The 18,724-nt window shown below is 71.0% G+C and carries 16 protein-coding genes and 2 pseudogenes; 10 read left to right on the top strand and 8 right to left on the bottom strand.

All coding sequences use genetic code 11. The features are described from left to right. Window positions 1-12 precede the first annotated feature (12 nt). Window positions 13-1,476 (bottom strand): DUF2079 domain-containing protein, encoded by a 1,464-nt coding sequence (locus LN042_RS16485; RefSeq protein WP_230051976.1) that lies wholly within the window; start codon window positions 1,474-1,476, stop codon window positions 13-15. A gap of 143 nt (window positions 1,477-1,619) precedes the next feature. Between LN042_RS16485 and hemC the strand changes: the two genes are divergently transcribed. Then, window positions 1,620-2,561: a hydroxymethylbilane synthase gene (gene hemC, locus LN042_RS16480; protein ID WP_230051975.1), complete on the top strand. Its 942-nt coding sequence runs from the start codon at window positions 1,620-1,622 to the stop codon at window positions 2,559-2,561. A gap of 198 nt (window positions 2,562-2,759) precedes the next feature. Here the strand turns inward: hemC and LN042_RS16475 are convergent, their stop codons facing one another. Together LN042_RS16475 and LN042_RS16470 are read right to left on the bottom strand one after the other, a co-directional pair. Further along, on the bottom strand, window positions 2,760-2,927 hold the full coding sequence (locus LN042_RS16475) for a hypothetical protein (RefSeq protein WP_230051974.1): 168 nt from the start codon (window positions 2,925-2,927) through the stop codon (window positions 2,760-2,762). Between the two features lie 203 nt (window positions 2,928-3,130). Next, entirely contained in the window at window positions 3,131-4,576 is a 1,446-nt protein-coding gene (locus tag LN042_RS16470; RefSeq protein WP_230051973.1) for a hypothetical protein, read from the bottom strand. Window positions 4,577-5,279: 703 nt separating this feature from the next. Here LN042_RS16470 and LN042_RS37305 point away from each other — a divergent pair. Then, window positions 5,280-5,405, top strand: a complete 126-nt coding sequence (locus LN042_RS37305; protein ID WP_283843776.1) for a hypothetical protein — start codon at window positions 5,280-5,282, stop codon at window positions 5,403-5,405. 731 nt (window positions 5,406-6,136) lie between these two features. Next, window positions 6,137-9,352 (top strand): hypothetical protein, encoded by a 3,216-nt coding sequence (locus tag LN042_RS16465; RefSeq protein ID WP_230051972.1) that lies wholly within the window; start codon window positions 6,137-6,139, stop codon window positions 9,350-9,352. Between the two features lie 330 nt (window positions 9,353-9,682). Here the strand turns inward: LN042_RS16465 and LN042_RS16460 are convergent, their stop codons facing one another. Next, window positions 9,683-9,847: a hypothetical protein gene (locus tag LN042_RS16460; protein WP_230051971.1), complete on the bottom strand. Its 165-nt coding sequence runs from the start codon at window positions 9,845-9,847 to the stop codon at window positions 9,683-9,685. 170 nt (window positions 9,848-10,017) lie between these two features. Here LN042_RS16460 and LN042_RS16455 point away from each other — a divergent pair, with 170 nt between their 5' ends. The 3 genes from LN042_RS16455 (at window position 10,018) to LN042_RS16445 (ending at window position 12,785) form a co-directional block, all read left to right on the top strand. Beyond that, complete coding sequence (locus LN042_RS16455; protein ID WP_308191816.1) at window positions 10,018-10,434, top strand: transposase; 417 nt, start codon at window positions 10,018-10,020, stop codon at window positions 10,432-10,434. A gap of 1,527 nt (window positions 10,435-11,961) precedes the next feature. Continuing rightward, a complete protein-coding gene (locus tag LN042_RS16450; protein ID WP_230051970.1) occupies window positions 11,962-12,435 on the top strand; it encodes a hypothetical protein in 474 nt (157 codons plus the stop codon). Next, window positions 12,432-12,785 carry a hypothetical protein gene (locus tag LN042_RS16445; protein ID WP_230051969.1) on the top strand — a complete coding sequence of 118 codons (354 nt, stop codon included), beginning with the start codon at window positions 12,432-12,434 and terminating at the stop codon, window positions 12,783-12,785. The genes LN042_RS16450 and LN042_RS16445 overlap by 4 nt, the downstream gene beginning before the upstream one ends. 682 nt (window positions 12,786-13,467) lie before the next feature. Here LN042_RS16445 and LN042_RS16440 read toward each other — a convergent pair. After that, window positions 13,468-13,842, bottom strand: coding sequence for a winged helix-turn-helix domain-containing protein (locus LN042_RS16440; RefSeq protein WP_230051968.1), 375 nt, complete (start codon window positions 13,840-13,842; stop codon window positions 13,468-13,470). A gap of 468 nt (window positions 13,843-14,310) precedes the next feature. On the opposite strand from LN042_RS16440, the pseudogene LN042_RS16435 reads away from it, so the two are divergent. The 4 genes and pseudogenes from LN042_RS16435 to LN042_RS16420 all read left to right on the top strand — a co-directional run. Further along, window positions 14,311-15,277 (top strand): annotated as a pseudogene (locus LN042_RS16435) (replication initiator); the annotation flags it as partial. A 166-nt stretch (window positions 15,278-15,443) separates the two neighbouring features. Beyond that, the gene (locus tag LN042_RS16430; protein WP_230051967.1) at window positions 15,444-15,638 is read left to right on the top strand and encodes a hypothetical protein; all 195 of its coding nucleotides are present in this window, start codon (window positions 15,444-15,446) and stop codon (window positions 15,636-15,638) included. Then, the gene (locus tag LN042_RS16425; RefSeq protein ID WP_230051966.1) at window positions 15,635-15,820 is read left to right on the top strand and encodes a helix-turn-helix domain-containing protein; all 186 of its coding nucleotides are present in this window, start codon (window positions 15,635-15,637) and stop codon (window positions 15,818-15,820) included. Before LN042_RS16430 ends, LN042_RS16425 begins: the two co-directional genes overlap by 4 nt. Then, on the top strand, window positions 15,820-17,166 hold the full coding sequence (locus LN042_RS16420) for a tyrosine-type recombinase/integrase (RefSeq protein WP_230051965.1): 1,347 nt from the start codon (window positions 15,820-15,822) through the stop codon (window positions 17,164-17,166). The genes LN042_RS16425 and LN042_RS16420 overlap by 1 nt, the downstream gene beginning before the upstream one ends. A gap of 214 nt (window positions 17,167-17,380) precedes the next feature. Here the strand turns inward: LN042_RS16420 and LN042_RS38030 are convergent. The 3 genes and pseudogenes from LN042_RS38030 to LN042_RS16410 all read right to left on the bottom strand — a co-directional run. Then, a pseudogene (locus LN042_RS38030) lies at window positions 17,381-17,703 on the bottom strand (polymorphic toxin type 30 domain-containing protein). Window positions 17,704-17,939: 236 nt separating this feature from the next. Further along, a complete protein-coding gene (locus LN042_RS16415; RefSeq protein WP_230051964.1) occupies window positions 17,940-18,395 on the bottom strand; it encodes a hypothetical protein in 456 nt (151 codons plus the stop codon). Window positions 18,396-18,413: 18 nt separating this feature from the next. After that, on the bottom strand, window positions 18,414-18,724 hold a 311-nt coding region (locus LN042_RS16410; protein ID WP_230051963.1), incomplete at its 5' end, for a hypothetical protein.

Genomic DNA, 18,724 nt, shown 5'->3' with positions numbered 1-18,724 from the left:
CCCGCGCCCGGCTCACCGGAGCCGCAGCACCGTCACCTGGTCGCGGCTGAACAGCACGGTGAAGCGGGCCCCCGGGTGGAAGGCGGCGCCGTAGGCGGGCAGATCGGTCGGGGGGTTGTCCCAGCCCGCCGTGTCCAGCACCAGGTACCGCGGCGGGCCGGGCTTGCAGCCGCCGACCCAGTAGGCGTCGTCGGTGGCGGCCAGCCGGGAGAGCGGTCCCATGGTGGACTCCACCGTCACGCCGTGCGGCACCAGCGCCAGGGCGTCCCGCAGCGCCGCCGCGTGCCGCCCGCCGCTCCAGGTGCCCGGGTCGGACAGCGCGCCCACGCCGACCGGCAGGCTCACCGTGCAGGCCGCGGCGATCGCCAGGGCCCCGGGCACCATGCCCTCGGCGAAGCCCCGCAGCACCGGCCCCGCGTGGCTCGCGCGCAGCCGGGCGATCGCGTCCACCAGGGCGAGGAAGAGGATCGGCATCAGGGTGGCGTTGTAGTGCCAGTCCTGCCCCCAGAACATCGGGTTCGAGGAGGAGAAGCGCCAGGCCAGGGTTGGCAGGGTGAGCAGCACCAGCGGCGAGCGCAGCGCCAGGAACCCGACGATGCCCAGCAGCCAGCCGCAGGTCTTCCAGACGGTCAAGCGGGTGAACGGCCCGATCAGCAGCTGCCACGGCAACGGGTGGGTGCCGCCCGGCAGCTTGGCCCAGTAGTCGTACTGGTGCTGCGGGTTGAAGTGCGGGATCAGCGCACCGATGGTCAGCGCCGCGGAGCCCAGGCCGAACATCACCAGCACGGCCGCGGTGGTCCGGCGCCGGGCCGCCACCAGCAGCACCACGCCGAGGGCCGCCACCGTCAGCCCCATGTCCTCCTTGACCAGCACCAGCGGCAGCGCCCACCAGGCAGCCCGCTCCCACCGCTTGACCAGCACCTGGCGGCAGACCACGGCGAGCAGCGGGACGGCGAAGGCGATCTCGTGGAACTCGAAGTCGACCGCCCGCTGCAGCCCCCAGGACAGGCCGTAGGCGGCGCCGATCAGCAGGCCCTTGCTGCGGCTGCCGAGGACGCGTTCGGCGGTGTCCGAGACCACCCCGATCGACCAGGCGAACAGCGCGGCCTGGGCGACCAGGAGCATCGCCGGCGACGGCCACACCCACCAGGCCGGGGCCAGCAGCGCGACGATCGGGGACCAGTGGTCGCCGAGCGCGTTGAAGCCCGGGCCCTTGATCGACAGGATCGGCGCGCCGAAGTGCGCGTAGCCCTTGACCGCCTGGGTGAAGATCCCGAGGTCCCAGGAGGGCGCGGCGAACCGCTGGTAGCGCAGCAGCTCGACCAGGCTGTACCCGAGCAGGAAGAGCACGGCCAGCGCCAGGTGCGGACCGGCCTCCCGCAGCCGGCCCCCGCCGGCCGCCCGGACCGCCCGGCCGGCACGGCCCCAGGCGGGCACCCGCTGGGACGGGATCGCGGACTCGCGGATATCGGCCATCCGGGCAGGGTCCCTTCCGCTCTCGTGCTGTGCTCGCCGACCGGGGTACGAAGGGTGCAGGCTACCGCGTGGCCGCCCGGGCGGCACAGCGCAGCGGCGGCGATCCGCCGTTCGCCCGGGCCCGGACCCCCTATCGTGGTGCCATGACGCTGCCTGTGCCCGCCGTGCTGCGGATCGTCTCCCGCTCGTCCCCGATGGCCCTGGCCCAAGTCGCCCGGGTGCAGGCCGAACTGACGGAACTGCACCCGGGGATCCGCACCGAGGTGGTGCCGGTCACCACCTCCGGGGACCGCTGGACCGGGGCGCTGTCGGCGCTCGGCGGCAAGGGCGCGTTCACCAAGGAGGTGGACGCGGCGCTGCTGGCCGGCGAGGCGGACCTGGCCGTGCACTGCGTCAAGGACGTCCCCGCCGACCGGCCGCTGCCGGCCGGCACCGTCTTCGCCGCCTTCCTGCGCCGCGACGACGTGCGGGACGCCCTGGTGCACCCCGGCGGGCTCACCCTCGACCAGCTGCCGCCGGGCAGCCGGATCGGCACCTCGTCGGTCCGCCGGATCGCCCAACTCGCCACCAGCCACCCGCAGCTGGTCTGCGTGCCGATGCGCGGCAACGCCAACCGGCGGCTGGAGAAACTGGCCGCCGGCGAGGCCGACGCGCTGCTGCTCGCCGCCTCGGGCCTGGCCCGGATCGGCGCGGAGGACCGGATCAGCGAGATCCTGCCGGTGGAGCTCATGTGCCCGCCGATCGGCGCCGGGGTGCTGGCCATCCAGTGCCGCGAGGACGACGCGGCGACCATCGCGGCGGTCAGCGCGCTCGGCGACGAGGACGCCTGGCGGGAGACCACCGCCGAGCGGATGTTCCTGCACGTGCTGCAGGGGCACTGCAACAGCCCGATCGCCGGCTTCGCCCGGGCCGAGCGGGACGGGCGGCTCTCGCTGCGCGGCCGGGTCTTCTCACCGGACGGCAAGACCGTGCTGGACGCCCACGAGTGGGCCGGTCCGCTGGACCCGGCCACCCTGGGCACCTCGGTCGCGGTGGCGCTGCTGCGGCAGGGCGCGCGCGAGGTGATCGACAGCATCCCGCACTGACGCCCCGACGCCCGGCACCCCGGGGTCACCCGCCTTCGCGACGGCTCTCGTCCACTGACGCCCCGACGCGCCGCACCCCGGGGTCACTCGCCTTCGCGACGGTCTCGTCCACTGACGCCCCGACGCGCCGCACCCCGGGGTCACCCGCCTTCGCGGCGGGTCTCGTCCACTGACGCCCCGACGCGCCGCACCCCGGGGTCACTCGCCTTCGCGGCGGGTCTCCTCACGGGTCTCCGCCACGCCCGCCTCGTGGCCGGCCTGGTAGACCCGGCGGACGAAGTCGGCGGCCTTCTCCTGTGTCAGGTCGCTGGTCAGCGTCATCAACTCGTCGGTGAAGCGGATCAGCCAGTGCTGTCGGTGTGCCATGGCTCCCATGACACACCGTCAGCACCGGTCCCGCCCGCTGGGACGGGCATCCGGGGCCGCGCGGCCCCACGGACCGGGCCGGCGACGGGTCACCCGGCGACCGTCCGGCATCCCGGGTCCGTTGCGCGGTCCGGGTCCGTTGCGCGGTCCTGGGTCAGCCGCGGGGCAGCGGGCGGGGGTCAGCCGCGGGTCCCGGTCAGGGGTCAGCCGCGGGTCACCCTCAGCACCCCGGTCTCGGTGCCCTGGTAGAGCGTTCCGTCCGGCCCGGTGGTGCCGGTCATCTGCAGCGGGTTGTAGAGCAGGCCGAGGCCGATCCAGGAGCTGGAGAGCTGCGCGCCGGTCGCGGGATCGATGGTGGCGTAGGAGTAGGAGGCGAAGGTCTGCGCCCCCACGGAGTCGGTCGGGCCGCTGACGGTGAGGGTGTAGATCTTCCCGTCGGCGAGCGAGAGCCGCGGCAGCGCTGCCGACTTGACGTCGCTGTTCCAGACCAGGTGGCAGCCGTTGCCGTCGGCGTCCAGGTCGACGCGGCTGAGGCCGCCGTCGAAGCCGGCCGAGGCCGGGACGCCGGCGGGAGCACCGGCCGGGAGGGCGGGGTAGGGGTACCCGTAGGTGTTGGTGACGAAGACGCTGCCGCCGGAGGCGATCACGGCGTCCTCGGTCCCGCTCTCGGGGTACTGGGTGAGCACGGGCGTGGTGCAGACGGGGTTCGGGCCACCCGCGACCCGGTAGACGAGGAGGTTCTCGTGCGGCGCGGCGTTGTCGGTGATGGTGACGTACTCGGTGCCGGTCCCGGTGCCGAAGAAGCTCGGTGTCGCGCCGGTTCCCCAGCTCAGCTGGCCGGGCTTGCGGCCGGGCCCGCGGTCGTAGGGGGCCCGCCATTCGACGGTCGGGGTGCCGTCGGGGGCCTCGGTGAGCAGGTAGAGCGCGTGATCGGTGGCGACGGCCGTGTGGCCGGGGACGGTGGAGATGCTGTTCTCCACGCCCTCGCCGGTGCTGATGGTCCGGACCGCGCCGGTGGAGGTGTCGGCCGTACCGATGGTTCCGCCGGCCGTGGCGAACCACACCCGGCCGTCCCAACCGGGGCTGAGGCCCACGATGTTGTCCCCGGCCGGTACCGCGGCGGCGAGCGGGGTCGACTGGTCGACCGTCAGCGTCCAGCCGCCGGCGGTGCGATGGTGGCCGATGCGCAGCAGATTGTCGTCGCCGTCCACGACGACCAGGGCGTCCGTGTTGTCGAGGTAGGCGTAGACCCCGCCGAACAGGCTGCCCTTGGCCAGCGCCAGCGAGGCGAGGTCGGCGCCGGTACCGGGGTCGAGCAGGTGCACGGTCGGGGTCTGCCCGAAGATCGTGGTGCAGAGGAGCACGGGCAGGCGATCGCTGCCGATCACCACGGTCGGGCAGGCCGAAGCGAGCGCCGTGCGGCTCCAGTTGACCGTGCCGCTGCCCGGTCCGGCATACGGCGTGGTGTCGCTGGAGGCGCTGTCGCCGTGCATCGTCGCGGTGCCGTTCGCGGCGGTGGCGGGGTTCTGCGGCGGGGGCGGCCCGAAGCCGCCGCTCGCGCCCTGGGCGGTGGTGGCGGGCGCGCAGAGCGCCGTCAGGGTGGCGACGGTCAGTGCCGCACGGATGGCGCGTACGGTGAGCAGACGCATGAAGGGTCCCGTTCCTGGGCTCGAAAAGGGGAGGGGCCCAGCGGCCGGTCGCCGTCATCCGCGTGCGGGCGTGGTCGGGGCCGCTCGGCTCGGAACTGGAGCGGCCGGCCCCGTGCACCGGACGAGGTGTCGACGGAGTGCGGGCCGCGTCAGCTGTCGCGGTGACAGCCCGTGGTGGTGGCAAGGCCATGGTCGACATGGCGGCGGCTCACCAACAGGGTCATGGCGGCGACTCTAACCGAGGCTGCGGGCGGGTACGAGTGGCAGACCACTCTCCGAGACGGCCACGGTCGGTCGAGCCGCAGTCGTTCGAGTCGCAGTAGGTCGAGCCGCAGTGGACCGAGCCGCAGTGGACCGACTTCACGACGGTGCGCCGGTGCGCCGGTGCGCCGGTGGCCGTCCACCCGCGCCCGTGAGCCTCCGTGGCGCTCGCGGCCCGGCCGCCTGCCGCGCCCTGGTGCGCGGTGCGCCTGACCGGCGGCCATCGCGCTTCGGGACCTTCTTGCCGGCCCCACGCCCCTCCCCCGTCGGGTTCCTCACGGAACTTGTCCGCAAGGGTGCAACCGATGGGCGACTCAGACGTCTGGAGACATGGTCGGACTGGCCGCGGGCGGCCGGCAGGAGCTGCCCCGAAACCCGCACCCGCACCGGTACCGCCCCGTAGCCCAACCCCGGGCGCCCAGCCTGCGAAGAAGGAGCCACCGTGATCGATCACCCTCGCGCCGATGAACGCGAGGCCATGGACGAGGAGTTCGACCGCGACGACCGCGACGAGCAACTCCCCTGCGCCCTCGGGCTGCCGGGCCCGTTCCCAGGCGCCGCGTCATGACCCGCCTGGAACCCCTCGCACTGATCGCCGCCATCGCGGTCGCCCTGACGCTGACGGTCTGGGACATGACCCGCGTCGCCCGCCAGGACGAGCGGGCCGAGCGGGCCGCGCGGTGCGGCCGACCGCTCACCCGGGCGGAGCAGCGGTCCTGGGAAGCCCTCGTCGATGGACTGCTCCGCGCCGCGCCCGGGACACGTACGGAGTGTGCACACCACCGCGCGCCACGCCGCCGACGGCGCCGCCCGGGCCTCGCGCCGCGTGGTGCCACGCACCGGTCCGGCCGCCGCGGGGGCAGCCGGACCGCCCCGCGACGGGAACCACGCGCACGGTGCGCCACCTGCCCGCCGCCGCCAACCCTCGGTGGGCGGTACCAGTAGCGCGGCCGGGCGGGTCGAGCGGGGTCGACAGCAGGATCAGCACGGCGCCGCAACGAACTCGAATTTCCCCCGTGAGGACCGGTACCCAACGCTGCGACGCGGAGGACCGCGTCGTACTCTTCCTGCCGGTCAACCCCCGCCGCCGCTGGTGCGCGGCCGCACGTCGCGTCAACCGTCTCCGGGCCGCCCGCTCCTACCGGCGCCACCGGGTGCGGTTCCTGAGGATGCGTCGGGGATGCATCGGGGATGCGTCGGGGATGCGTCGAAAAACAGGTTGCGCACAGCCGGAACGGCCGCCATGATCCCGCTCATGATGATCCGAAAGGCTGGCCTCGCGAACTCCCGGTGATCGCGGTGGCAGACGACACTCCCCGACATCTCGCCCGGTTCGACCGGCTTGCCCGGCCCGCCCGCCAAGCCGCTCTCGCACGCCACGCCAGGGCCCTCGCCCCCGACGCGTACGAGACGCTCCACGCGGGCCTCGACTCGGGCGATACCCAGGACCGGCACACCGCGCTCTTCCTCGCCGTCGTCCGGCGCGACCTGGTGAGGGTCGGCGCGGCTCTCGATGATCCCTTGCTCCGCGCCCGCGCCCTGGCGGCCGCCGGCCGGCTGCCCGTCCCGGACGAGATCCTGGCCGACTTCGCCCGCACGGCACCGCGCGCCTACCGGCACGCCCTCTACCGCCTGCTCCGCCGGAGCAGGCGGCACATCCTCGCCGACCGGCTGCTCCCCGAGGTGCACCGGCTCCACGGCGGCCAGGAGGCGGCCCGGCTCCTGCCCTCCTGCACCCCCGCCCTGGTCGACGAGTGGCTTCCCCACCTGCCCGTCCCCGAGGGCGTGTTGCGCTCGCTCGCCCGGACCGCCCCTCGCCCCCTGACGAAGTACCTGCTCCGGCAGACCGGGCAACCCGCCGACGGCCGACTCCCGGTCCGGCTGCGCGATCAGCTGATCACCGGAGCGACCCGCCGCGACCGCGACGCCGGGCTGGCCGTCCTCCGCGGCTGCCCCGGCCTGCTCCCTGCGGAGGCCGTCGTCGACCTGCTCACCGAGCCCGCGGCGGTGGTCGCCGCCGTCCGGGAGCACGCGGTCGACCTGCCCGTTCCGGTCGGAGAGCTGCCGGAGCGGGTCTGCCGGGCCCTGCGCGCCCTGCCCGTCGAGGAGCTGGCCGTCCTCGCCAGGACCTGTCGTCCGAAGGCGCCGGCGGGTCCGTTCCGACAGCCGAGGCCCGAACCCGTGCTCCAGCTGCTCGAACCGGCCGAACGGCACCGCGTGGCCCGCGAACTGCTCGCCGCCCACTCGCACGCTCGCCCGCACGGTTCGCTGCTGCTCGCCCTGGATCCGCAGGAACGAGCCGTCGTCGTGCGTGACTACCTGGCCCACCGGAGGAGCCGAGAACAGCGCCTGGCCGCCACGGTCAGGTACCTCCCCCTCGCCGAGGCCGAGGAACGGCTCGCCACGCTGGCCGGGAGCCACAGCCGAATCATGCGCTGCTACGGCTGGTCGGCGCTGCTCCAGTGCGCTGCGCTGGGCGGCGATGCCGCGGAGTACGCCCGCGTGCTGCGGCGCAGCGAACGGGCGTGGCACGACCACCCCGAAGTCCGGGAGCTGGCGTTGATCCGGGCGGCCGAGACGCCGGAGGGGTTCCTCGCCGCAGTCCCGGACGACGTGCTGCGCGACGCGGCCCTGACGGTCCTCCAGGCGCGCGACTCGACCGCACGCTGCCTGAACGCCACCGCGCGCTGGCTCGCCCGGACGATCCGTCAGGCGGCCGGATCCCGGGCTCTCGACCGGGTCGCCGAACTGCTGGCCGTCCTCGTCCAGGTGAGGGAACACCCGCGCTGCACCGAGCCGATCAAGCCGCTGGTCAGGCACCTGCCCTTCGCTGGGAAGGTCTGGGCCCGGCTGCGGACGGATCCCCGGCTCCGCAGGCCGGAGCGGCTGCTGGGTGCGGCGGAGCTGCTTCCCTGCCTCCAGGTGGTCGACCACTGGTCGCGGCAGATCCTCAACGGCGAGGAGGCACTGGCGGTTCGGGCGCGCGCGGCCCGCCTGCTGCTGCGGCAGCGGCGGACCCGCGAGCGGCGCGTCGAGGAGGTGGTCCTGGCCCATCCGGCCTTCGCCGAGATGGACGAGGTGTGGAGCTTGCTGGTCCGGCGGCGGACCGATCTGATCGGTCCCGCCCTGACGGCCCACCTCCAGGCAGCCGTGCCCTGGGCGCCGGCCCTTCCCGAGGACGCCTCCCGCACGGACCGCGCCCTGCACACCGCGCTGGTGGCACCCCTGGTCCACGATGAGGAACGGACGATCACACTGCGCACTGCCGCCGCCGCAGTGCTCACCGACCCCACGGACCTGCTGGAGGTGATCGACCGGGCACCGCAGCCGGTGGCCGCCGCCGCCCTGCTGCGGCTGGCGGCGGTGGGCGATCCCGCGAAGACCCTGCCCGTGCTCCTCGCCCGACTCGGCGGCGGGGTGCGCGGCCGGGCCGCCGCCCGCGGTCTGCGCCGCGTCCTTGCCCACAGGCCGGACGGCGAGGCCGCGGCGCTGCTGCGCGAGAGGCTGCTCACGCCGGGGACCCCGGTCGGCGTCGGCAAGGAACTCGCCCGGGCCCTCGCCGACCTCCCGCCCGACGTGGCTGCCCGAACGGCCGTCGCCGCCTGGGACCACCCGGATTCGCACCGCGATGTGCGGGCGGCGCTGGGCGAGCTGATGGTGCGTCTGCTCGACCGGCCCGGCGTGGCCGACCGGCTCGGCGCCTGGCTCGGCGAACCCGCCGTGCGGGAGGTGGTGCTGGCGGCACGCACCGGGCCGCTGCCCGGATCGGCAGAAGCGGCCTGGGAGGAGTTCCTGGCAGCGGCGGCGGTCCATCCCGATCCGGATGTCGCGGAGGACGCCTTGGACGCGGTGGTCCGGCGCGGCCGCACCGGCGAGGCAGCGGCCCGCGCGGTGGCGGCACAGCTGCTGACCCTCGGTCAGGCGGAACGGGTCTGGCGGAAGGCGGCGTTGGTGTTCTCCCTCCGCCCGCAGGAGCCGGTCGTGCAGGCCCGGTGGCCGGAGGTGGTCTCCCGGCTGGTCGAGCTGGCCACCGGGAGCGACGGTCAACGGGAGCTGGCACGGCAGCGGCTGGCCGGGCTGGTCGGTGGCGGGTTCGACTCCCCGGCACCGGAACTGCTGAACGCCCTGGTCGAGCCGCTCGCCCGGGCCGGCCTGGCGGGTCGGGCGGCCCGCGCGGCTCAGACCGTCGCGGTCCGCGCCCTGGCGGCCGGCGATCCGGCGCTCCACCTGTGGGACCGCTGCCTCGACTTGGCGCAGGGCCATCCGCTCCGCTTGGCCCAGGTGGCCGAGGTCTCCGGCCTCGCCTGGGGCGACCGCCCGCCGGCCGAGGCCACCCTCGCGGTGCTCCACCACCTCCGGGCCCGCGCCACGACCGCCGCCGCCGTGCTCGCCGTGGGGCTCCTGCGCACCGTCGGCGGGAAGGAGTCCTGGCCACCGCACTGGCGCGAGGAACTCGCCCACTGGCAACGCCACCCGGACCCGGACGTCGCGGAGGCGGCCCTGCTGGCCCGCTGAACGGGCCTGCGGTCAGCCCGGGACCGGCGCCGGCTGCGGCCGGGCGGCTCCGCAGCTCGGGGCGAGGTCGGTGGCGGGCTCGGCCGCGTAGCGGCTCATCGCGTCGACATTGGCCTGTGGCGTCAACGGCCGGCACCGGCGACCGGTGCTGCCGCTGCTCGGGCACGCTTCGTGTGCGGCGGCCCTCGGAACAGCTTCCCGAAACAGTGAACCCCTACTCTCCTGCCCGGCGCCGCAGCGAGCGACGTCCAGCAGCGCTGAAGGTCCGTGATCCGGGCACGCCTGTCCTCGGCAGCCGGGTGGACGTGCCCCATCATGCCGGGCGGGCGATCACAGCTCGCGCAGCGGGGCGAGCATGTGCTTCACCGTGACGGCCATGTCGTCGCGGGCCTCTTGAGCGGTGAGGTCGGGGCGAAGTGGGACGGGCAGCGCCCACCAGCCGTACTCTGGGCCAAGTGCGTCGCCCTCCGATCCGGGCTGAAGGCCGAGATCCATGCCATCCTCGCCAAGCAAGGCATGACGCTGCCGGTCAGCGACATCTTCGGCGTCCGTGGCCGTGACCTTCTTGCCGCGGCGCCGCTGGACGCTCCCTTCCGAGCGCGGGCCAACGCCACACTGCGGCTCATCGACGCCTACGGCTTCGAAATCGATCTGGCCGACGGTGGCTGCGAGCCCGCCTCGCCACCCACACCGGCTACCACGCACTGCAGGCCCTGCCCGGTGTCGGACCCACGCTCGCCGCCGTCCTCACCGCCGAGATCGACGAGGTCGACCGCTTCTCCGATGCCCCTCACCTCTGCTCCTGGGCCGGTATGACACCACGTCACCGCGAATCGGACACCAAGGTCCGCCGAGGACGCATCACCAAACAGGGCTCCACCCTCGTACGCTGGGCTGTAATCGAGGCCGTCCAGAGGATCCCTTCCGGCAACTGGCTCACCTCCACCCGCGCCACGATCACCGGGCGACGCGGCCGCAATATCGCCACTGTCGCGGTGGCCCGCAAACTCCTGACCCTGGTCTACTACGGCCTGCGTGACGGCGAGATCCGCGCCCTGCACCGACACAAGGCCGCAGCATGACCAGGCACCCAGCCGCGTCCGCACGCGAGGTCGCGCAACGTCTGACCCCCGCCAAGGCGGCGAGGTCGCCCCGCTGTTTGCCCCCGTCCGGCCGCCCGCCGCACCGCTCCATGCCCCCGTCAGCGGGGCGAAGGGATGACCGGCAGCCGTGCCACGGCCTGCCCTCCGGCACTCGCCCGGACCCTGGAGACGGCCCGCCCACCGACACCCTGACCCAACTCGGAGCACCACCCCACCAACAACTCCCCGTCGACAAGCGCGCTTCCGGCACCGACATCATCGTGAGCTGGCACTCGGCCTCAAGGCCGTTCGTCCTCGGCTCCGCCTGCGGGCGCTCCGCCTTGACCCACGAGCGCCTTTTTCACGGCTGCCCGCAACCAGCCGGAAGCCACAAACTCTCCGAAGGACTTGACCCGGCCCCGCCCCTTCAGGGATGACGTTGCCGTCAACCGTTGCCGTCAGAAAACCCAGAGGCCCCGCCGGACGATCCCGGCGGGGCCTCTTTGCGCAAAAATCGGCAATTAGAGGGGATTCCTACAGCACTCTCTCAATTGTGGCGCGTGGGCTATAACCGTGGTCTCTATTCAGAACTCCGACGGTCGCGTTCCTAGGCCATTACCAACGAGCGGGGCTACCGTGCGAACCAACTTCCGTTGAATGGCCCGCAGTGTCTTGACAGTCACTTCGTCAGACCAGCCAGTCGTGGTCGACCACTCATATCCGGAACCGACAACATCACTGGCAAAAGCAATCTCCGTCGCAACGAGCGCCCTTGCCCAGTCCATCGACTCAAGGGACTCCCCTGCAACAAGTGCAGATCGGATCTTACTGCACTGGTCAGGCAAGTCCGTCGCGCCGCTGAACCCCATTGCGACAGCGAACTCCTCAGTACAGCGAGCCGGGCCGCTCCATTCCATCAATCCCTTCCGGAGCAGCTGAACCTCTTCATCTGTGAGCAGCAACTGCTCCGCCGACTTCTTAGTCATTGCCTGGGCCTCTCAGTTCAGCTCGTTGTTCCAATACTCGTCCACCCTATCCGCCGCACGCCGGAAGACGGTTCCACCGTCATCATGCATAGGGTCATGGATTACGATCGTCTCGCCATCCTGGCCCAGATATGCCTTCCGATTGTTGTTTAGATCCTTTGTACGAAGGGGGTTTTCCATTACGTCATTGACGTGAGCCTCAAGATCACTGGCAGACATCCCGGGGAACTCTGATGCATGCTTTCCGTCTGCATGGCCACGCGCGATATCGGCAGCATCGTGGATCCGCCAGTCGCAATTAGAATTGTGCACGAGCACCGGCGTGGTCCCGGCCAGTACATAGTACGTGTGGCACGGCCGCCTGCCCTACCTGCCTTTCCCCAGGTCAGCGGCGGTTAGACGTTCCGTTGGGGTGCGTGATTGTGCGCTGGCGTGCGTGGTTGTTGCCGTCACTACTGCCGTCAGAGGTCTAGACCAACAGGCGGCGGCGAGGCGTCGCGCCGCCTATCCACCGACCCACATCCGAGCTACTGTGGATGTTATGACTTCGGCTTATGAGGACCTGCCCTTCAGTGAGCTGCTCCACCATCCCGCCGCGACCACGCGCCGACTCGAAGCCGTCCGCGCCTTGAGGCTTCGGAGACGCGACGCGGGGGATCTGGCCCTGATGCGCGTCGACCAGATGGAGCGCGACGCCACCGTCGTGGACTTCACATCCCGCCTGCTCGCCGGGCTGGTACGGACCGAGAACATCAGCGCCCTGCGCCAGGCCCTGCCCGAAGCCCTCCCATGGAGCACCTTCCTGCCCACCGAGGACATCGACACCCTGCTCGCCGAGCTGGTCGACACGGCTCGCGGCGCGGTAGCCCTGGACAATCTCTCCCCGATCGCACTTCTGCTCACCCAGTGGAAGCACAGCGCCGAGATCTACGCGGACCCCGCCCTGCACGCGTTGCTGACCCGCGAGCCCGAGGGCGACCTCGGCTCCGTCCCCGCGCCCGGGGCGGCGGAGTGAGCCCGAAGCGCGGAGACCGGGCCGCGCCGCCGCCGACCGGCGACGAGTACGACCTCCGCTTCGCCAACACTGAGGCCGCCGACGGCTGGGAACACCTGAGCCGCCAGGCACCGGGCAACCTGCGCCGCGCCTTCGAGCGGATCCGCGCCACACCCCGCGCCGCCGAGAACCCCGAGCGCCAGCACCGGCTCAAGGGCAAACTCGGTACCACCACCTACAAGGGGCAGACCCTGGAGCGCTGGCAGTACGAAGTCACCGGTGGCGGACGCATCTGGTACCTGCTCGACGACGCCAACCGCACCGCCTGGATCACCTACGCCGGCACCGGCCACCCCAAGACCACGGACTGACGTGGTCACGGGCGGCTGCCCAGCGGGGGGCTCCACCGCTCGCACGCCAAGCCTCTGGTCGACGCGGCGTCGTCCCCTCGCGGAGAGCCCTGCATCGCAAGACCCGCCCCCGGGTCAGCCTTCTTCCCGTCGGATAGCCCGTTGGGATATCCAACGGGACACTTGCTGCGCCAACAGCCCGGTTCCGGTCAGCCCGGTCGCCGACCGTCGCCGGACCGTGAGGCGGTCGGCGACCGGAGCTTGATACGCGTCCACAGGGCCACACGCGACCGGGGCGGGCGAGATGGGCGCCCCAACGACGGGTCGCTGGCAGCTTCGCTCCCCGCCGGAGGCGAGATCCGCCACCGCCCCCGGTGAGCCGGACGACGGACGTGAAGGGTCGGCCCCCTGGTCGGCCCTGTTGCCTGAGATCCGGCCGTAGGACAGTCGTTGGCAACAACTTGCTCCGCGAACGCGGGAGGAGTCCTTACTCCACAACTTGCTCCCATCGGGCACCAGTCGAGCCCCGCTCACGACCTGGCGGACCGCTGACCGCCGACACTCCTGCGGGCCTCGGGTTCTGCTACGGCTCCGGGTCGGGCGGCGACGTCGGGCCACCTCCAACGGGCGGAGCCCGCCTTGAACCTCGTAGAGAAAATCTGGACGCACGACTCCAGCCCCTGGCCGTCCAGCGGCCGGCGGGTCAGCGGTCTCGCTCGGCGTCCCCTGCTTCAAGGGCTTCGACGCGGGCACGCAGAGCAGTGAGCTGATCAAGCGTCTCGGCCAGTGCCAGCTCCAGCGCCTCGACGCGCGCCGCCGTCCCGCCGACGGGTGTGTTCCCCGCCTCCCCGTCACCTGAGTCAGTGTCGGGGGAGGCGACGAAGGCGCCCTTGCCGGGGCGGGAGATCGCGTAGCCGTCCTGCTTCAGCAGGGCCATGGCCTTCTGCACGGACAGGCTGGAGGCCCCGTACTCCGCCATCAACACGGCCTGCGTCGGCAGCGCGTCCCCCGGCTTCAGCTCCTCGGAGCGGATCCGTTCCCGCAGGGCCTCGGCGATGACCTCGAACGTCAGCAGCACCGTGCCGCCCGCCGGTCTGCGCCCCCGCCGTCCCACCGTCACCGCAGGTCACCCCGCTTTCTCTGCGCCTCTACCACTGAAATCCGGCCCGTCCAAAACGGAAGACCGGGGCCACAGTACTCGCGTCCCCACCGGCCACCGAAATAGATGAGGAGGGATGCACTTGAATGCGCGCTTGAAGCGATGCTACCTTCACGCACCGCTGGTGAACACCACCGCTGACCAGGCCAGACGTCCCCGGCCCACCATCCGCGCCCGCCGTCACGCGCACCGTGGCCACGTGCGCCAATCACCCGGGTCGCCCCTCAATCGCCTTCCTCTTCTCCCGACTCCTGCCGAAGGTCTGTCCCCATGCCCGCGCAGCTCCAACTCCCCACCCCCGCAACCACCTTCACTCCCGCCAGCACGGCGTTCGCCGCACCAGCGCAGGACAGGAAGGCCGACGCGTCCGCGCACAGGGGCTCGGCGCTGGAACGCCGGGCGCGGCTGACAGCCAGGCTGGCAAAGCTCGCTGCCGCCGGATACCTCGCACCCCTGGCCCGGCAGATCGGCTCCCTGGGCGGCTGCGCCCGCCCGATCCGGATGACCGGCCACCGCACCCGCCTGAACACCGCCACCGGCCAGATCCTCGACCACCTCGACACCCGCCACCTGCCCGCCGGCGAACTCCTGCTGCGCTGCGGCAACCGCCGCACCACCCGCTGCCCGGCCTGCTCCACCCTCTACCGCTACGACACCTACCAGCTCATCGCCGCCGGACTACGCGGCGGCAAGACCGTCCCGGCTAGCGTCGCCACCCACCCCCGCGTGTTCGCCACCCTCACCGCCCCCGGCTTCGGCCCCGTCCACAACCAACCCGGCACCACCCCTTGCACCTGCGGCACCCGGCACGCCGACGGCGACCCGCTCCTGGGCACCCCGCTGAACCCGCAGCGGTACGACTACACCGGCGCGGTGCTGTGGAACGCCCACGCGCCCGCTCTGTGGGCCCGCTTCACCACCCACCTGCGCCGCGAGGCCCACCTCGTTCCGGTTCGGGCGGCAGATCGACGTCCGCGCCATCCGCAGCACCGACTTCACCGGCGACGGCCCTGTCACGGACCGGCATGTCGCCGCCTACATCGCCAAGTACGCCACCAAGGGCGCCGAAACCACCACCGGCACCCTCGACCGCCGACTCCGATTCCTGGCCGAACTCGCCCAGCACGACCTCACCGACCACGCCCGCCAAATGATCCACACTGCCTGGCGCCTCGGCACCCGGCCCGAGCACGCCCACCTCCGCCTGCGCCAGTGGGCCCACATGCTCGGCTTCCGAGGCCACTTCTCCACCCGCACCCGCCACTACTCCACCACCCTCACCCACCTCCGAGCAGAGCGCACCGCCTGGCGCACCCGTCAACCCGAAACCGCCGCCTCCACGGCAGCCGACCCGGCTCTCGTCGGCCGATCCGCCGAGCAGGGACCGTGAGGGTCAGCCGGTCACTGACCGGCACGGTGACCGCGATGACCTGACCGCCGGTCCCACCGACCTCGGCCCCGGTCGCCGCGCCGGTCAGCGCGCGGAAAACAGGCGACACGGCAGCACGGACACGACCCTGGTGATCTCGCACTGGCAGTACGCCGGAACCGGCCTCCTACCCGAACTCGCCCACCTCGCCCACCTCCTGGCCACCCCACCGCGCCCCCAGCCCGAGCAACCGAGCCACCCCAGGCACCCACAGCGTTCCGGTGACCTGGCGAGTCACACCACCGACCCGCTGACCATCCCCGTCCAGACGGGGGCGATCGCATGACCTCCGACAGCGAACTCCTCACCGTCCCCGAGGTCATGGCCCGGCTCAAGATCAGCCGCTCCACCGTCTACGACCTCATCCGCACCCGGCAGCTCGCCTCCATCACCATCGGCCGCGCCCGCCGCATCCCCACCCACGCCCTGACCGCCCTCGTCCACCACCACCTCGCAGAGGCAGCCTGATGACCAGCTCCGAAACCAACCCCGGCCCCATCACCCACACCAGTTCTCGCAGGGTCCGCGCCAATGGTGACGGCACCGTCTACCAGCGCAAGGACGGCCGCTGGGAAGCCGCCGGATACGTTCTCGCACCCGGCGACACCCGGAAGCGCGTTAGCGTCTACGGCAGCACCCGCAAAGAGGCGCTGTCCAAGCTCACCGAGAAGATCGCCGCGAGCAACCGCGGCGTGCCCGTGGTCTCCGCCCAGGGCAGCCTGGCCGCCTACCTGACGTACCGGCTGGACAACGTCGCCGTCCACCAGCTCCGCGAGACCACCCACACCCGCTACACCGCCTGCGTCAACCAGTACCTCATCCCCGGCCTGGGCAAGAAGAAGCTCGCCAAGCTCGCCGCCAAGGACATCCGGAGCTGGCTGAACGGGCTGCGGACTGTCTGCCAGTGCTGCGCACGCGGCATCGACGCCCGCCGGAAGCCTGATGCTCAGGCCGACCGCCGGCCGCGCTGCTGCGCTATCGGCAAGTGCTGCCGCAAGTACCTCTCGCCGCTGACGCTCGCCTACATCCACTCCGTGCTGAAATCCGCCCTGGAGCACGCCGTGCGCGAGGAGGAGATCCCGCGCAACGTCGCCCGCAATGTCCGCACCGGCACACCCCGCCCACGCCGCTTCAACCCGCTCACTGCCGACGAGGCCCGCACCTTCCTCGCTGCCGCGCGGGGCCACCGCTTGCACGCCCTGTTCGAACTCGCCCTCCGCACGGGGCTCCGCAAGGGCGAACTCCTCGGCCTGCGCTGGGAAGACCTCGGCCTCGACGCCAGCACCGCCGCCATCCGCCGCACCCTCCAGCGCACGCGTACCGGCGGCCTGACCGCCCTGCCGACCAAGACGATCAGCTCGGAACGCCGCATCGCCCTCCCGGCCGCCTGCGTCGCCTCGCTCCGCGCGCACCACGACCGGCAGGCCCGAGAGAAGCAGCAGGCCGGCGCAGACTGGGTGGACAGCGGCCACGTCTTCACCCGGCCGGACGGCCACCCCATCGAACCCGCCACCCTCACACGGCACTACAAGGCGCTGCTCCGCCGCTCCCGCTTGCGGGCGATCCGGTTCCATGACCTGAGGCACTCGACTGCGACGCTGCTCCTGGAACAGGGCGTCGAGCTCGTCGTCATCAAGGAGCTGTTGGGTCACGCCCACATCGGCGTCACCGCGACCGTGTACGCCCACGTCCGACTCCGCCTCCAGCGCGACGCCATAGACCTCCTCGGCCGCATACTCGGCAACCTCGCCGACAGCTCCGTCGAGCCCGACGACGGCGACGATCCACAGCTTTGTGCAGCACCCGTACGTTGACGTTGCCGTCAACCACTGCCGTCAAGACGCATTGAGCCCCCTCCCGAAGTTATCTCCGGAAGGGGGCTCAATGATTATTCACCCCGAAGGACTGGATAGTCAGAGATCACTCAAGATCCTGCTCGGCATCTATCCGAAGAGCCCTCTGAGGTCTTCAATATAGGAAACCTCCGAAGGGTCAAGGCTTTCTGCGGGAATCTCGACCAATGCTCATCTACAGCCCCGGGAACTGCAACGGCCATGGAATGTGAGTTTCATTGGCTGCGGTCGGATCATAGAAGGGGCTATCCGGATTGTGCACCTGTCGGTGATAGAGATTTCCTGCTTCATCTTGATACTGATTTCCAATCTGACGCGGTACGTTTCCCCAGTGGCCGAGTTCGATCCAGCCGGAGCTCGCCCATCCGGACCGTGGATCCTCAAGCGGACGGTCTTGTCATCGGCGTTCTTCCACTTGAACTCAAGACCATACTGAGATCCGCCATTCGGGTCCGGCTTCAGCTCTCGCACACTGGCGTTATCGGGAACGATACTCATGGGATCTTTGCCGCGCAGATCATATCCGCCGCAGTTATGCACGAGTACCGGCGTGGTCCCTGCCAGCACATAGTACGTGTGAGTCGACTGCCGACGCGGTTGAACCGGTGGAGTAGAGGAAGCTAAGGGGCCAGGAGCCGGGGCTCATCCCGGCACCTGGTCCTTCTACTTACGAGTCACCGAGCGGCGGTGAACATGGACCCAAAGCTGCTTCCAAGCCGCACTTGCAGAACGTTTCAGCCCGCATAGAATGCGCGCGATGCGACGGAATATGATTCCGCGTTCACCGGGAAGGCGCGCGCCATCGCCTCGAAGAACTCCCGCCCTGAATCCCGAAGAGCCCCAAGAAGCTCTTGCTCTGAAACAGTAGCAGCACGAACCGATTTGCCATGTTTGCATGATACTGCGAGACGGCCTTCCGAAACTCTGCGCATCTCTAGCAGCAATGGCTGATCCGGAAAGTAGGTGGCAGCACTTGGCTCGCCGTTATCCAACTTTTCCAACATGCCGCCAATGTAGGCCCAAAGCTCATCGATATAATCCCAGTCATTCCCGGACAGGATAGCAACTCCATCAATGGACAACTCGATGGCACCTTCCATGTAGTCGGGGTCATGCCGAGGGTCATCAATTCCATCGAGCTCGATAAGGCGACCGTCCCTACCGCGCAAGAGCGAACGAATCGTGATCATTACAGGCCACCTCCAGGCCTAGTGAGGATAGAACTGTCCTATGCGACCTCCGAATTTGGTGCCTAGAGTGAAGTCCTGGTCTCCCACCGTCCCGACGACCTGCTTCCAGGCGCCAGCCTTTACAGCAGCCAACAAATCTTGCCTATTTTGACGAACAACACTACCAACGTACTGGGTGATATCAGCAGCTGTGGTTCCACGGTCGAAGAAACTCTGCGCAGTCGCGGTCGACCCGTCCCAGAATTCGGGAACATGGCGAACCATGATATGCACCATGGCTTTGGTGTCGAGAAGCATGGAACGGCCCTCGCCGATATCAAAGCTCTTAG

The organism is Kitasatospora humi (genome assembly GCF_020907985.1).
GTDB lineage: Bacteria > Actinomycetota > Actinomycetes > Streptomycetales > Streptomycetaceae > Kitasatospora > Kitasatospora humi.
The sequence above is the reverse complement of the archived record's forward strand: the minus strand, read 5'-3'. Positions and strand labels throughout refer to the sequence as shown.

Coding starts and splice junctions, on each gene's coding strand:
- LN042_RS16470 (WP_230051973.1), bottom strand. CDS start 4,576: ATGCGTCTGCTCACCGTACGCGCCATCCGTGCGGCACTGACCGTCGCC.
- LN042_RS16425 (WP_230051966.1), top strand. CDS start 15,635: ATGACCTCCGACAGCGAACTCCTCACCGTCCCCGAGGTCATGGCCCGG.
- LN042_RS16450 (WP_230051970.1), top strand. CDS start 11,962: ATGACTTCGGCTTATGAGGACCTGCCCTTCAGTGAGCTGCTCCACCAT.
- LN042_RS16475 (WP_230051974.1), bottom strand. CDS start 2,927: ATGGCACACCGACAGCACTGGCTGATCCGCTTCACCGACGAGTTGATG.
- LN042_RS16420 (WP_230051965.1), top strand. CDS start 15,820: ATGACCAGCTCCGAAACCAACCCCGGCCCCATCACCCACACCAGTTCT.
- hemC (WP_230051975.1), top strand. CDS start 1,620: ATGACGCTGCCTGTGCCCGCCGTGCTGCGGATCGTCTCCCGCTCGTCC.
- LN042_RS16485 (WP_230051976.1), bottom strand. CDS start 1,476: ATGGCCGATATCCGCGAGTCCGCGATCCCGTCCCAGCGGGTGCCCGCC.
- LN042_RS16460 (WP_230051971.1), bottom strand. CDS start 9,847: ATGGATCTCGGCCTTCAGCCCGGATCGGAGGGCGACGCACTTGGCCCA.
- LN042_RS16415 (WP_230051964.1), bottom strand. CDS start 18,395: ATGATCACGATTCGTTCGCTCTTGCGCGGTAGGGACGGTCGCCTTATC.